The sequence below is a fragment of the Bacillus sp. AF62 genome (genome assembly GCF_050312695.1).
GTDB classification, from domain to species: Bacteria; Bacillota; Bacilli; order Bacillales; family Bacillaceae_G; genus Bacillus_A; species Bacillus_A cereus.
This window is the reverse complement of record NZ_JBNPJZ010000088.1, coordinates 59,789-74,904: the sequence shown is the minus strand read 5'-3', so window position 1 is coordinate 74,904 and position 15,116 is coordinate 59,789. Positions and strand designations below refer to the sequence as shown.

The window sequence follows — 15,116 nt, the reverse complement described above, 5'->3', positions numbered from 1 at the left end:
GGTAAAGAGAGGGTACAACAGTGAAGTTTGTGCATTTACAATGTCAAACCGTTTTTAGTTTATTAAAAAGTGCTTGTAAAATTGATGAGCTTGTAGTCAGGGCGAAAGAACTTGGTTTTTCATCGCTGGCTATTACGGATGAAAATGTTATGTATGGCGTTATTCCGTTTTATAAAGCATGTAAGAAACATGGTATACAGCCTGTTATTGGATTAACCGCTTCTATTTTTAGTGAAGAAGAAGAAAGGTCTTATCCGCTTGTATTACTTGCTGAGAATGAAATAGGCTACCAAAATTTATTAAAGATTTCTAGCAGTATTATGACAAAATCCAAAGAAGGTATTCCTAAGAAGTGGCTTGCGCATTATGCGAAAGGATTAATTGCTATTTCACCAGGTAAAGATGGCGAAATTGAGCAATTATTACTAGAAGACAATGAGAGTCAGGCAGAAGAAGTAGCTCGCACATATCAAAATATGTTCGGCCATTTTTATATGAGTTTGCAGCATCATGCGATTCAAGATGAGTTGCTTTTACAAGAGAAACTACCTGAATTTATTAGTAGGGTTAATATTCCAGTCGTTGCAACAAACGATGTGCGCTATATCAATCAAAGTGACGCACTTGTTCACGAATGTTTACTATCTGTTGAAAGTGGAACGAAAATGACTGATCCAGATAGGCCGAGGCTGAAAACAGATCAATATTATTTAAAGTCATCGGATGAAATGGAAGCACTATTTTCCCATGCGCCGGAAGCAATCCAAAATACAATGAAAATTGCAGAGCGTTGCCAAGTAGAAATACCGTTCCATGTAAATCAACTTCCGAAGTTTCCTGTTTCGTCTAATGAAACGAGTGATATATACTTGCGTCGTGTTTGTGAAGAAGGTTTGCGGAAACAATATGGTGCGCCGAAAGAAGTGCATATAAAGCGTTTAAATCATGAATTAAATGTTATTTCTCGTATGGGATTTAGTGATTATTTCCTCATCGTATGGGATTTTATGAAGTATGCACATGAAAATCATATTTTAACAGGACCAGGTCGTGGATCGGCAGCTGGTTCACTCGTCTCATACGTATTAGAAATTACAGATATTGATCCGATTGAATATGATCTATTATTTGAAAGGTTTTTAAATCCTGAACGTGTGACGCTTCCCGATATTGATATTGATTTTCCAGACGTAAGACGTGATGAGATGATTCGCTATGTGAAAGATAAATACGGTCAGCTCCGTGTTGCGCAAATTGTAACGTTTGGTACGCTTGCAGCAAAAGCGGCAATTAGAGACATTGCCCGCGTAATGGGGCTTCCGCCGCGAGATATTGATATATTTTCAAAACTTATCCCATCAAAGCTTGGTATAACGTTAAAAGATGCATATGAAGAATCACAATCACTTCGTGAGTTTATACAAGGGAATCTTCTGCATGAGCGTGTGTTTGAAATCGCAAAACGTGTAGAAGGTTTACCACGTCATACGTCTATTCATGCGGCTGGCGTTATTATGAGTCAAGAACCGCTAACAGGCAGTGTAGCAATTCAAGAAGGACATAACGATGTTTATGTTACGCAATATCCAGCCGATGCGCTAGAAGAACTTGGGTTGCTTAAGATGGACTTTTTAGGATTACGTAATTTAACGTTACTTGAAAATATTATAAAATTTATCGCGAACAAAACAGGGAAAGAAATCGATATAAGAAACTTACCTCTTCAAGATGAAAAGACGTTCCAATTATTAGGGAGAGGGGATACAACAGGTGTATTCCAGCTTGAGTCAGGTGGTATGCGAAATGTACTTCGCGGGTTAAAACCGAATGAGTTTGAAGATATCGTAGCTGTTAACTCATTATACAGACCGGGACCGATGGAACAGATACCGACCTTTATTGAATCGAAACATGGAAAAAGAAAAATTGAATATTTACATCCGGATTTAAAGCCAATTTTAGAAAGAACATACGGCGTCATTGTATACCAAGAACAAATTATGCAAATTGCATCGAAGTTAGCAGGGTTTTCGCTTGGTGAAGCAGATTTACTGCGCCGTGCAGTGAGTAAAAAGAATCGTGATATTTTAGATCAGGAACGTAAGCATTTTGTCCAAGGTTGTTTGCAAAATGGTTACGATGAGACGTCTGCTGAGAAAATTTACGATTTAATTGTAAGATTTGCGAATTACGGTTTTAACCGAAGTCACGCTGTAGCTTACAGTATGATCGGATATCAACTTGCCTACTTAAAAGCGAACTATACGCTGGAATTTATGACGGCACTATTATCAAGTGCAATTGGAAATGAAGATAAAATTGTACAGTATATACGAGAAACGAAGCGAAAAGGTTTTCATGTTTTGCCGCCGTCTCTTCAAAAAAGTGGTTACAACTTCCAAATAGAGGGGAATGCGATACGTTACAGTTTACTTTCGATTCGAAATATTGGAATGGCTACAGTGACGGCATTATTAGAAGAACGAGAGAAAAAAATGTTCGAAGATTTGTTTGAATTTTGTCTCCGTTTGCCGTCAAAGTTTGTAACGGAGCGCAATTTAGAAGCTTTCGTCTGGTCGGGATGTTTTGATGATTTTGGTGTTTCGAGAACGAATTTATGGAAAAGTATTAAAGGGGCATTAGAGTACGCGAATCTCGCACGTGATTTAGGAGATGCTGTTCCAAAATCAAAATACGTACAAGGAGAAGAGCTATCTTTTATTGAACAACTAAATAAAGAGAAAGAAGCACTTGGCTTTTATTTATCAAGTTATCCGACAGCGCAGTATGTAAAGTTAGCAAAAGAATTAGAAATTCCATCTCTCGCTCAGGCGATGCGACACAAGAAAAAAGTACAAAGAGCTATTGTGTATATAACAAGTGTGAGAGTGATTCGTACGAAAAAGTTTCAAAAGATGGCATTTATTACATTCTGTGATCAAAATGATGAAATGGAAGCAGTCCTCTTCCCGGAAACGTATATACATTTCTCGGACAAGTTACAAGAAGGAGCAATTGTTTTAGTTGACGGTACGATTGAGCTAAGAAATCATAAGCTGCAATGGATTGTAAATGGGCTATATCCGCTAGAGGAAATGGATGTTTATGAAGAAAAGAAAGACGCATCTGTTTACGTGAAATTGCCGTCTCAGTATGAGAAAAAGCTTTTAAATCAGGTTACGAAAATATTGTTCGACTATTCAGGTTTTGCGAAAGTACTAATTTATTATGAAAAGGAACATAAAATGGTACAATTATCTCGGAGTTTATCGATTCATCCAAGTGAAGAATGTTTAGGAGCACTTCGTGAAATTGTCGGGGAAGAAAATGTAGTTGTGAAAATATAATGGACAATTTCCCTACACTTCGATTATTATAGTAGTAGTGTTCGTGGTCAGACCACTTGGAGAAATTGATATCAGCAAGAATAATTTGAGGAGAGTGGATAGTTTGTCAACACTTCGTGAAGAAGCACTTCACATGCATAAAGTGCATCAAGGAAAATTAGAAACTGTATCAAAAGTAAAAGTAGAAAATGCAAAAGATTTAAGTCTTGCATATTCTCCAGGGGTTGCAGAACCTTGTAAAGAAATTTATGACGATAAAAGTAAGGTATATGAATATACGATGAAGGGAAATATGGTAGCAGTTGTGACAGACGGAACGGCTGTACTTGGTCTTGGTAACATTGGACCTGAAGCATCTCTTCCAGTAATGGAAGGTAAAGCTGTATTATTCAAGAGCTTTGCTGGTGTAGATGCATTCCCGATTGCCTTAAATACAAACGATGTAGATAAAATTGTTGAAACTGTAAAATTAATGGAGCCAACTTTTGGCGGCGTTAACTTAGAAGATATCGCAGCACCAAACTGCTTCATTATTGAAGAGCGTTTGAAAAAAGAAACAAATATTCCTATCTTCCATGATGATCAACACGGAACAGCTATCGTAACAGTAGCAGGTCTTGTAAATGCACTGAAATTAGTTGGAAAGAAAATGTCTGACATTAAAGTTGTCGCAAATGGCGCAGGTGCAGCAGGTATTGCAATTATTAAACTTTTATATCGCTATGGTGTACGCGACATTATTATGTGTGACCGTAAAGGGGCAATCTATGATGGTCGTCCTACAGGTATGAATCCGGTGAAGGATGAAGTTGCAAAATATACAAATAAGAATCGTATAGAAGGTTCTTTAGCTGATGTTGTACAAGGTGCGGACGTATTCATTGGTGTATCTGCAGAAGGTGCATTAACAGAAGAGATGGTTCGTACAATGAATGACAATGCGATTATTTTTGCAATGGCAAATCCAGTTCCAGAAATTATGCCAGAATTGGCAAAAGCAGCGGGCGCAGCTGTTGTTGGAACAGGTCGTTCTGACTTCCCGAACCAAGTAAATAATGTACTGGCGTTCCCTGGTATTTTCCGCGGTGCACTTGACGTACATGCGACACAAATTAACGAAGAAATGAAGATGGCAGCTGTACAGGCTATTGCTGAGCTTGTAGCAGAAGATGAGTTGAATGCAGACTATATCATTCCAGCACCATTTGACGCGCGTGTAGCGCCTCAAGTAGCGGCTTACGTTGCAAAAGCAGCAATGGAGACAGGAGTAGCTCGCCGTCAAGTAGATCCAAATGAGATCGCTGAAAAAACAAAACAATTAGCGCTGATTGGTAAAGAATAAGCGAGGAATTTCCATTGACATCATCAAATACAAAAGTATATCTCGAAATTGTAAAAAAAATCCGTTCCATTATGGAAGAGGATGGATTGGTAGCGGGGGATCGTTTGCCGTCTGAGCGCGAGTTAAGTTCACGCTTAAACGTAGGACGTTCCTCTGTAAGAGAAGCATTGCGTGCTTTAGAACTGGTAGGATTGATTGAAACGAGACGTGGTGAAGGGACGTTTATTCGAAACTTTTATGATAACGGTCTTGTACAATTAATTGCTCCGTTCTTACTGCAAGATGAGAAAACAATTCGTGATTTATTACAAACAAAACGATTGCTTGAGAAAGATATGATTCGAATTGTATGTAATTTACCGAAAGAAACGTTTTCTAAAGTACTAAGTAGATTACACCAAGTACTTGAAGAAAATGAAAGCTCAATCCCAACGCTTCATCAAACGTTCTTTAAAACACTTATTGAACAAGTCGATAATTATTTACTATATCGCATTTGGATGATCGTAAATGATTACGTAGCAACTCTTTCTTGTAAAGTTTCAAGAGATTCTATCGATATGTATAGAAAGCTTTATGCTACTTTGGAAGAAAAACAAGAAAATGATGCACTAAAAATTTACGATGAATTAGTAGAGAATATACAGTTTCACTCGTAATGTATAAAATTTGTCGAAATGACCATGACACGTTATGACAAACATTCTACCGCGTAGCGGTTAAAGTTAAACGTAAAGAGTGAGGTTATTAGACAGATTGAGAAGATAAGGCTAACATCAAACTTTGGTGTTAGCCCCATTTTCTTCTTACGCTAACCTTAGCTCTCAACGAAGGGGGTCAAATTGTGCTAAGAGATTTATTCGTGAAAAAGAAAAAGTACGCTGCAATACCTTCAGAACAAGTACGAAAAGATGTACCAGATGGCGTTATGACAAAATGTCCGGAATGTAAAAAAATCATGTATACGAAAGAACTTCTAAAAAATTTAAAAGTATGTGTGAATTGTGGATATCATCATCCTATGAATGCATGGGAACGTCTTGATAGTATATTGGACGAAGGGTCATTCCGTGAGTATGACAAAGAAATGGTTTCATTAAATCCACTCGAGTTTCCAGGTTATGAAGAGAAACTAGAGAGCGATCGTAAGAAGACTGAATTGAACGAAGCGGTTGTAACTGGTGAAGGAACAATTGATGACATGCTTGTTGTTGTTGCAGTAATGGATTCTCGTTTTCGAATGGGGAGCATGGGCTCTGTAGTAGGAGAAAAAATCGCCCGTGCGGTTGAAAAGGCGTACGACTTACAAGTTCCATTTATTATCTTTACTGCTTCGGGTGGTGCCCGTATGCAAGAAGGGATATTAAGTTTAATGCAAATGGCAAAAACAAGCGTAGCTTTGAAAAAGCATAGTAATGCAGGAGGGTTATTTATTTCTGTTATGACTCACCCAACGACGGGCGGGGTTTCAGCGAGTTTCGCTTCACTTGGTGATTATAATCTTGCAGAACCAGGTGCACTTATCGGATTTGCTGGTAGACGTGTAATTGAACAAACGGTGCGTGAGAAACTACCGGAAGATTTCCAAACGGCAGAATTCTTACTAGATCATGGTCAATTAGATGCGGTGGTGCATCGTGATGATATGAGAGAATCGCTTCGCAAGATTTTAGAAGTTCATCAAGGAGGGGAATTGGCTGTATGGCAGAGCTAGAATTTGAAAAACCAGTTGTTGAGCTAAGAAATAAGATTCGTGAACTGAAAGACTATACGAAAAACAGCCAGATGGACTTCAGTGAGGAGATTCGTATTTTGGAAGAAAAGCTAGAAAATTTAGAGGAAGATATATACGGCAATCTAAAAGTATGGGACCGTGTTCAAATTGCTCGTCATGCAGAACGACCGACAACGCTCGATTATATTGAGCACTTATTTACTGATTTTTTCGAATGTCATGGAGATCGTCTATTTGGCGATGATGCAGCGATTGTCGGCGGCATTGCGAAATATAAAGGGATGCCTGTAACTGTAATTGGGCATCAGCGCGGAAAAGATACGAAAGAAAATATTCGCCGTAACTTTGGAATGCCTCATCCAGAAGGATATCGAAAAGCACTGCGTCTCATGAAACAAGCGGAAAAGTTTAATCGTCCTATTATTTGTTTCATCGATACGAAGGGAGCTTATCCTGGTAAAGCAGCTGAAGAACGTGGACAAAGTGAAGCTATTGCCCGCAACCTATTTGAGATGGCAGGTTTAACGGTACCAGTTATTTGTATCGTTATCGGTGAAGGCGGTAGTGGTGGTGCGCTAGGTCTTGGAGTAGGAGATTACATTCATATGCTAGAAAATTCCACTTATTCTGTTATTACACCAGAGGGTGCAGCGGCAATTCTTTGGAAAGATGCAGGAAAAGCAAAGGAAGCTGCAGAAGCAATGAAAATTACAGCAGCAGATTTGAAGGAATTAGGTGTAATTGATGAAATTATTCCAGAGGCAAAAGGTGGAGCTCACCGTAATCTTTTAAAACAGTCAGAAAATATAGACTTAATAATTAGAAAAACTTTTGAACAATTAAACGGAATTTCGAAAGATGAATTAATCGAAAAACGTTATGAAAAATATATGAAAATTGGGCAAGTTTCGTTTTCAAACGCTTCCATTGGGATAAAATAAGAAAAGCGTGCGTTCCTCTTCGCGAATGCACGTTTTTATTATGAAAAGACACATCTTCTCCATTGTGTTTTTATATTTTTTCGTGTTATTTTATTATAAGGCAAATAATCTTTATGAGGTGAGTACAAATGAAACGTATTGGTGTATTAACAAGTGGTGGAGATTCACCTGGTATGAATGCTGCCATTCGTGCAGTTGTTCGTAAAGCGATTTTCCATGATATTGAAGTATATGGTATTTACCATGGATACGCTGGATTAATTTCTGGTCACATTGAAAAATTAGAACTTGGTTCTGTTGGCGATATTATCCACCGCGGTGGTACGAAATTATATACAGCAAGATGTCCTGAGTTTAAAGACCCAGAAGTACGACTAAAAGGTATCGAGCAATTAAAGAAACATGGTATCGAAGGACTTGTTGTTATTGGTGGAGATGGTTCTTACCAAGGCGCTAAAAAATTAACTGAACAAGGATTCCCATGTGTTGGTGTACCAGGTACAATCGACAATGATATCCCTGGAACAGACTTCACAATTGGTTTCGATACAGCTTTAAACACTGTTATTGATGCAATTGATAAAATCCGTGACACAGCTACATCTCATGAACGTACATATGTTATCGAAGTAATGGGACGTCACGCTGGTGATATCGCATTATGGGCTGGTTTAGCTGATGGTGCAGAAACAATCTTAATTCCAGAAGAAGAGTATGACATGGATGATGTTATCGCTCGTCTGAAGCGCGGTAGTGAACGTGGTAAAAAACACAGTATTATCGTTGTAGCTGAAGGTGTTGGAAGTGCAATTGACATCGGTAAGCACATTGAAGAAGCAACAAACTTTGATACTCGTGTAACTGTATTAGGTCACGTACAACGTGGCGGATCACCAAGTGCACAAGACCGTGTATTAGCAAGTCGTCTTGGCGCAAGAGCAGTTGAATTATTAATTGCTGGTAGAGGTGGACGTTGTGTAGGTATTCAAGATAACAAACTTGTTGATCATGATATTATCGAAGCGTTAGCTCAAAAGCATACAATCGATAAAGATATGTATCAATTATCTAAAGAATTATCCATCTAATCGGCGTAATGTCGGATATTTGGGAACGGTTTCATAATTTTCGGAGGTGCAATATGCGTAAAACTAAAATTGTATGTACAATAGGTCCTGCTAGTGAAAGTATTGAAAAATTAGAGCAATTAATTGAAGCGGGTATGAACGTTGCTCGTTTAAACTTCTCTCATGGTAGCCATGAAGAGCACGGAGCTCGTATTAAAAACATTCGTGAAGCTTCAAAGAAAACTGGTAAAACAGTTGGTATCTTACTTGATACAAAAGGTCCAGAAATCCGTACTCACGACTTCGTAGACGGACAAGCTGAGCTTGTAACAGGTGCAGAAGTAGTTCTTTCTACTGAGCAAGTATTAGGTACTGCAGAGAAGTTCTCTGTATCTTATGCTGGTCTTTATGACGATGTAGACCCAGGTTCTCGCATTCTAATCGATGACGGTCTTATCGAACTAGAAGTAATCGAAAAAGCTGATGGAAACATCCGTACAAAAGTTCTTAACAGCGGAACTGTAAAAAATAAAAAAGGTGTTAACGTACCAAACGTAAGCATTAAGCTTCCTGGTATCACTGAAAAAGACGTAAAAGATATCATCTTCGGTATCGAGCAAAAAGTTGATTTCATCGCAGCTTCATTCGTACGTAAAGCGTCTGACGTATTAGAAATCCGTGAATTATTAGAAGAGCATGGCGCTCAATATATCCAAATCGTACCGAAAATCGAAAACCAAGAAGGTATCGACAACATCGATTCAATCTTAGAAGTTTCTGACGGTTTAATGGTAGCTCGTGGTGATATGGGTGTAGAAATTCCACCAGAAGAAGTACCATTAGTACAAAAACGTCTAATCAAAAAATGTAACGTGTTAGGTAAACCAGTTATTACTGCGACACAAATGTTAGACTCTATGCAACGTAACCCACGTCCAACTCGTGCGGAAGCAAGTGACGTAGCTAACGCAATCTTCGATGGTACAGATGCAATCATGCTTTCAGGTGAAACAGCTGCTGGTCAATATCCGGTAGAAGCAGTAACAATGATGGCTAACATTGCAGTACGTGTTGAAAAATCATTACAATACGAAGATATGTTCAAAAAACGTATTAAAGAGTTCACTCCAACAATTACAGATGCAATTAGCCAATCTGTTGCGCATACAGCACTTGCTCTTGATGTAGCTGCAATCGTAGCTCCAACAGAAAGTGGACATACTGCGAAAATGATCTCTAAATACCGTCCAAAATCTCCAATCGTAGCTGTAACATCTGACGAGCAAGTAGGACGTCGTCTTGCACTTGTTTGGGGTGTACAAGCATTTATGGCTGAGAAGCGCGCAGCTTCAACTGACGAAATGTTAGATACAGCGATTCAAACAGGTATGGATGCAGGTCTAATCGGCCTTGGAGATACTGTAGTAATTACTGCTGGTGTTCCAGTTGCTGAAACTGGTACAACAAACTTAATGAAAATCCACGTTGTTGGTGAAGAAGTTGCTAAAGGACAAGGAATCGGTCGTAAAGCTGCAAAAGGTAAAGTAGTTGTAGCAAAAACAGCTGCTGAAGCTGTAGCGAACGTAAACGAAGGTGATATTCTTGTTACAACAAGCACTGATAAAGATATGATTCCTGCAATCGAAAAAGCTGCTGCTTTAGTTGTAGAAGAAGGTGGCCTAACAAGCCATGCTGCTGTTGTGGGCGTATCAATCGGTATTCCTGTTATCGTTGGTGTAAACGGCGTAACAGCAACTTTAAAAAATGGCCAAGAAGTAACAGTTGATGCAGCACGCGGAATTGTTTATAATGGACATGCGGAAGTGCTATAAGTAATACGGAGAGAAGGATCGGAGTCCTTCTCTTTTTTTACACAAAAACGAGATAGAATTAGCTTAAAACGCCTAGAATTGCTTTTAAAAGCTGTTTGTTATGGGTTTTAATATGAAAGGGTATTATATTTCATATGATGTATATAGGCGTTGTGAGGGTGTTAAAAGTGAGTTGTGAGAGAGGTGTAGAACTATGAAGTGGTTACTATTCTTGTTTATTTTAATACCGGCGATTGAGATTACGGTCTTAATCGGATCAAGTCATGTAATAGGTTTATGGTCTACGTTCGCTATGATTGTATTTACAGGTGTAGTAGGTGTGTATTTGGCGAAAAGACAAGGATTTAAAGTGCTTGGAGAGATTCAATCTAAGTTGAATAGAGGGGAAATGCCAGGTGAGGCAGTATTAGATGGTATTTTTGTATTTGTAGGAGGTATTCTCTTAGTGCTTCCTGGTTATGTGACAGATGTGCTAGGGTTTATCTGCGTGATCCCTATTACGAGAGCTTTATTGAAGCCGCTTGTTATGAAGTGGGTGGAATGGAAGTTTAGAAAGAACTCTACTATTATCATTCAGAAGTAGCGCTTAGATTATAACGATCTAAGTGCTATTTTTTTGTCTTGTAAGAGGGGAGGAACTTTCTGATTGAAGCTTTGCTTTACCGCGTTATTTGTGGGGGGATGATGAGTGGGGATGAACAAAACGTCCGCTTATTATATTTGCTATATAATTTTCGTTTGAACTCTTGTTGTGCTTCGATTAAACGTGTGATTTTTTAGTGCTATTAATTTGGATGAATAAGATGGTGCGAAATGCAGCCAAATTAAAGTTTTGCTTTCGAATATAAAGGAGCGATTGGTGTAAAGAATTCATATAAAAGGTGGTGATTGTTAGTTGAAGCCTTATTTTATGCCATTTTGTATATTTATTCATTTACATAAAAAGTAATAAATGTAAGTAATAATTATAGATAAAATAGAATAAAAATGTATTTTTAACTAGAATATGTGTTTTTTTATGCAAAAAAACAAGAGGATTATCCTGTTTCTGGGTAATGCTCTTGTTGCGTGTGAGTAGTGTGAAAAATAAGTAAAAGGAATAATCAGTGGGAATTTCCCACTGATTATAGCTTGATTTTTTGTATGAATTAGAAACTGTTATTTTGAAGGTGAACCTTTAATATATTTCCACAAGTCATGGAAGACATTAGCTTTGTGTAATGTATTAAGTAGTACTAAGGTGACTGGACCGATGATTAATCCTAAAAAGCCAAAAAGCTTAAAGCCGACAAATAGAGCGACGAGTGTTGCTAATGGATCGAGACCGATGTTAGATGAAAGTACTTTCGGCTCCATAATTTGTCTTTGGACAATCACGACGATGTATAAAATGAGAAGGCCAATGGCGAATCCGGTATCGCCAGTGAAAAATACGTATATAACCCACGGAACGAAGACCGCGCCTGTTCCTAAATAGGGTAGTAAATCTACAACTCCTGTAATAATCGCAATAGTAATGGCGTATGGTACGCGTAATATTAAAAGTCCAATCAGTACAATGACGGTTGTCATAGATACGAGTGTAAGTTGTGCTTTCACAAAACCGAATAAAGCTTTTTTTAAGTCGACAAAAATAGTTTTTCCGTAGCCATGTACACGATTTGGTAGTAATTTTCTTGCTTTTTGAGCAAGACGGTGCCAATCGTAACTAATGAAGAAAGTGGCTAATAAAATGAATACAAGGACAGTTAACGTTGTTGGCAGTGCACTAATGAAATTCGTTAACCCGCTTATAATGGCGGTTAAAAGTTCTTTCATTTGTGTTGTTGCTTCTGTTCCTAAGTTTTGGATGTTTTGTGTAATTGTATAGCGCTGTGGTTCTCCAAGATGATTAAATTTAGAGATTAAATCATCGTAGAGAGGCATAATATGATTAAGTGCAAATTGCTGAGCGAATGTAACGATATCTGGAAACTTTACTGTAACAAGTTGTAGTAAGTATGTTGTGGCAGATATTGCTTCAGTCACAAGATATGTAACAAGTCCGACGATAGCTCCAAATACGAGAATTAAGCTAACGAGTACTGCTAGTGCGCGAGGAAATTGTAGTTTTTGATTAAGGAAATTGACGACAGGATTAATCAAATAAGCAAATGCAAAAGCGATAATAAAAGGATAGATAAGCCCTGACATGTATAGTAATACATAGAACCCAGCTACCGTTGCTACAATGACAAATATGAGTCGCAATATCATATATAGTAAGTTTCGGTTCAAAGATGTATACCTCCCATTCCAATTTGGATTATCCTAATTCGTTCAACTTATAACGAGTGTGTCCCACTGATTAAAGTTTCACTTTATGTTATAGTGGAATGATGGATTTTTCCTGCTTTTTCAGTATGTGAGTGACTGTGAAAGCTTGGTGTTGATGCTTCTACTATATGGTAAAAACTTCATTTTCTCTTCTTTTTATTTTACCTGTTTCTTATTAGAAAAGAAAGAAGAGACGACTGTTTTCAAAAATGTATACATGCTTAAATTTTTATGGTGAAAGTCTCAATTTATCATTTTAAAATACATAAAAAATGAAGTGATTCATGTTGAATAGGCATCGATATAGCATGTATAACGATAGGTTTAAAGGTATTTTTGTTTGGAAATGAGTTCATTATTTTCAGAAAGGAAGTGCAAACATGATTAGTCAGTCAACGTTATTTTTATTCATACTACTTATTATAGGACTTATTGCTAAAAACCAATCGCTTACTGTAGCTATTGGTGTGTTATTTCTATTGAAGTTTACGTTTTTAGGAGATAAGGTCTTTCCTTATTTACAAACGAAAGGAATTAACCTAGGTGTAACGGTCATTACAATAGCGGTGCTCGTACCGATTGCGACGGGGGAAATAGGTTTTAAACAACTTGGAGAAGCGGCGAAATCGTATTATGCGTGGATTGCTTTAGCTTCAGGTGTAGCGGTCGCTTTGTTAGCGAAAGGCGGCGTACAATTGTTGACAACGGATCCTCATATTACAACTGCGCTTGTTTTTGGGACAATTATAGCGGTTGCGTTATTTAATGGGGTTGCTGTTGGTCCGTTAATTGGGGCTGGAATTGCCTATGCGGTTATGAGTATTATACAGATGTTTAAATAAGGAATTTTATAGTAATATAAAATTTTTGAATTCTTTCTGTTCACAAAAGTCAGATAATTGTTTATAATAGGATTAGAAACTTTGAAAAGTTACATAACAGCAGAGACTTTACACCAGATAAAATAAAAACAACATAAAACAATTTTATAATGATATTGTTTTATGTTGTTTTTATCATAAAACTCTTCGGAATGTATTTTCCTCACTAACTTGTTGTTTTGAGCGTGAGGATTCGGGGAGACATTCACGCTCATGCTTTCCATGTAAACAATGGACAATAAGAGGGGAACACCGCAACAAATTTGCATGATCGTGCATTTTGCTTGCCTAAAGAGTGAACGGGCGTTCATAATTCATAAGGGGAGCAAATAGATATAAGGAGCAAGGTTGGGAGAATTTTCAGGAAAAGGAGAGAATGTCATGACTGTTATTCGAGGTTTAGAAGGGGTAGTAGCAACAACATCATCTGTGAGCTCTATTATTGATGATACATTAACTTATGTTGGGTATAATATTGATGATTTAGCTGAGAATGCTACGTTTGAAGAAGTAGTGTACTTATTATGGCACCGCAAGCTTCCTAATGAAAAAGAACTAGCGGAATTTAATGAAATTGTATCTGAATACTATAAAGTTCCAGGTGAGATTTTAACATATTTGAAACAAGTAGATTTAAAAATTGCACATCCGATGTCTGTTTTACGAACTGCAATTTCCATGCTATCATTATACGATGAGAGCGCTGAAATTATGGATGAAAAGTCCAATTATTTGAAAGCGGTTAAATTACAGGCTCAAGTGGGAACTTTAGTTGCTGCTTACGCGAGAATCCGTAAAGGTTTAGATATTGTTGAGCCAAGAAAAGATTTATCATTAGCTGCAAACTTCTTGTACATGTTAAATGATCGCGAGCCAAATGAAGTTGAAATTGAAGCTTTTGATAAGGCACTTGTACTTCATGCAGATCATGAGTTAAACGCTTCTACATTTACTGCACGTGTTTGCGTAGCTACACTGTCAGATGTATATTCTGGTATTACAGCAGCAATCGGTGCATTAAAAGGTCCTCTTCACGGTGGGGCAAATGAAAATGTAATGAAGATGTTAACTGAAATTGGCGAAGAAGAAAATGTAGAGTCATATATTCATAATGCTCTTCAAAATAAAGTAAAAATCATGGGCTTTGGCCACCGTGTGTATGAGCAAGGTGATCCACGTGCAAAACACTTACGTGAAATGTCTAAGAGATTATGCGTGCTTTTAGGAGAAGACAAATGGTATAATATGTCTATCAAAATTGAAGACATTGTAACAAAAGAAAAAGGTCTTCCACCAAATGTCGATTTCTATTCAGCTTCTGTATACCATTGTTTAGGAATTGACCATGACTTATTTACACCTATTTTTGCAATTAGCCGTATGTCAGGCTGGTTAGCTCATATTCTAGAACAATATGAAAACAACCGTTTAATCCGTCCGCGTGCTGATTATAATGGACCAACGCATCAAGTGTATGTTCCAATCGCACAAAGATAAGCGAAAAACACTATTTCGATAGTGAAAATACGCTTTCAAAAGTCTGATTCTTTCGGAAAGATGTAATGATTAGAATATTTTAATTTGACTAACGGTTTGAACTGAGGGGTTATTCCCTCAGTTTCATACATATGAAATTTCAAACATGGGGGTTATCA

General features: G+C 37.6%; 11 protein-coding genes. 10 read left to right on the top strand and 1 reads right to left on the bottom strand.

Features of this window, described 5'->3' with window-relative positions; translation table 11 throughout:
• Window positions 1-20: 20 nt before the first annotated feature.
• The 8 genes from dnaE to ACQRBL_RS23010 all read left to right on the top strand — a co-directional run bounded on the left by dnaE (window position 21) and on the right by ACQRBL_RS23010 (window position 10,847).
• Window positions 21-3,347 (top strand): DNA polymerase III subunit alpha, encoded by a 3,327-nt coding sequence (dnaE, locus tag ACQRBL_RS23045; RefSeq protein WP_411995768.1) that lies wholly within the window; start codon window positions 21-23, stop codon window positions 3,345-3,347.
• Between the two features lie 133 nt (window positions 3,348-3,480).
• Complete coding sequence (locus tag ACQRBL_RS23040) at window positions 3,481-4,689, top strand: NAD(P)-dependent malic enzyme (protein WP_161114790.1); 1,209 nt, start codon at window positions 3,481-3,483, stop codon at window positions 4,687-4,689.
• Window positions 4,690-4,703: 14 nt separating this feature from the next.
• Window positions 4,704-5,348 (top strand): FadR/GntR family transcriptional regulator, encoded by a 645-nt coding sequence (locus tag ACQRBL_RS23035; protein WP_000204444.1) that lies wholly within the window; start codon window positions 4,704-4,706, stop codon window positions 5,346-5,348.
• A gap of 185 nt (window positions 5,349-5,533) precedes the next feature.
• Complete coding sequence (gene accD / locus ACQRBL_RS23030) at window positions 5,534-6,403, top strand: acetyl-CoA carboxylase, carboxyltransferase subunit beta (protein WP_000942855.1); 870 nt, start codon at window positions 5,534-5,536, stop codon at window positions 6,401-6,403.
• Complete coding sequence (gene accA, locus ACQRBL_RS23025; protein WP_063548746.1) at window positions 6,391-7,365, top strand: acetyl-CoA carboxylase carboxyl transferase subunit alpha; 975 nt, start codon at window positions 6,391-6,393, stop codon at window positions 7,363-7,365. The genes accD and accA overlap by 13 nt, the downstream gene beginning before the upstream one ends.
• A 128-nt stretch (window positions 7,366-7,493) precedes the next feature.
• Entirely contained in the window at window positions 7,494-8,453 is a 960-nt protein-coding gene (gene pfkA, locus ACQRBL_RS23020; RefSeq protein WP_000821158.1) for a 6-phosphofructokinase, read from the top strand.
• Window positions 8,454-8,506: 53 nt separating this feature from the next.
• Entirely contained in the window at window positions 8,507-10,264 is a 1,758-nt protein-coding gene (gene pyk, locus ACQRBL_RS23015) for a pyruvate kinase (RefSeq protein ID WP_001232667.1), read from the top strand.
• A gap of 193 nt (window positions 10,265-10,457) precedes the next feature.
• On the top strand, window positions 10,458-10,847 hold the full coding sequence (locus tag ACQRBL_RS23010; RefSeq protein ID WP_411995769.1) for an FxsA family protein: 390 nt from the start codon (window positions 10,458-10,460) through the stop codon (window positions 10,845-10,847).
• Window positions 10,848-11,422: 575 nt separating this feature from the next.
• On the opposite strand, the gene ytvI is transcribed toward ACQRBL_RS23010, so the two are convergent.
• The gene (gene ytvI / locus ACQRBL_RS23005; protein ID WP_023523156.1) at window positions 11,423-12,541 is read right to left on the bottom strand and encodes a sporulation integral membrane protein YtvI; all 1,119 of its coding nucleotides are present in this window, start codon (window positions 12,539-12,541) and stop codon (window positions 11,423-11,425) included.
• Window positions 12,542-12,960: 419 nt separating this feature from the next.
• On the opposite strand from ytvI, the gene ACQRBL_RS23000 reads away from it, so the two are divergent.
• Both ACQRBL_RS23000 and citZ read left to right on the top strand, forming a co-directional pair.
• Window positions 12,961-13,422, top strand: coding sequence for a DUF441 domain-containing protein (locus ACQRBL_RS23000; protein WP_000625507.1), 462 nt, complete (start codon window positions 12,961-12,963; stop codon window positions 13,420-13,422).
• Between the two features lie 387 nt (window positions 13,423-13,809).
• The gene (gene citZ, locus ACQRBL_RS22995) at window positions 13,810-14,958 is read left to right on the top strand and encodes a citrate synthase (protein WP_000503651.1); all 1,149 of its coding nucleotides are present in this window, start codon (window positions 13,810-13,812) and stop codon (window positions 14,956-14,958) included.
• The last annotated feature ends 158 nt before the right edge of the window (window positions 14,959-15,116 follow it).

What these genes read in the sequence shown, in the direction of transcription:
- ACQRBL_RS23040 (WP_161114790.1), top strand. Translation starts at nt 3,481, where the DNA reads ATGCATAAAGTGCATCAAGGAAAATTAGAAACTGTATCAAAAGTAAAA.
- accA (WP_063548746.1), top strand. Translation starts at nt 6,391, where the DNA reads ATGGCAGAGCTAGAATTTGAAAAACCAGTTGTTGAGCTAAGAAATAAG.
- pfkA (WP_000821158.1), top strand. Translation starts at nt 7,494, where the DNA reads ATGAAACGTATTGGTGTATTAACAAGTGGTGGAGATTCACCTGGTATG.
- pyk (WP_001232667.1), top strand. Translation starts at nt 8,507, where the DNA reads ATGCGTAAAACTAAAATTGTATGTACAATAGGTCCTGCTAGTGAAAGT.
- ACQRBL_RS23010 (WP_411995769.1), top strand. Translation starts at nt 10,458, where the DNA reads ATGAAGTGGTTACTATTCTTGTTTATTTTAATACCGGCGATTGAGATT.
- ACQRBL_RS23000 (WP_000625507.1), top strand. Translation starts at nt 12,961, where the DNA reads ATGATTAGTCAGTCAACGTTATTTTTATTCATACTACTTATTATAGGA.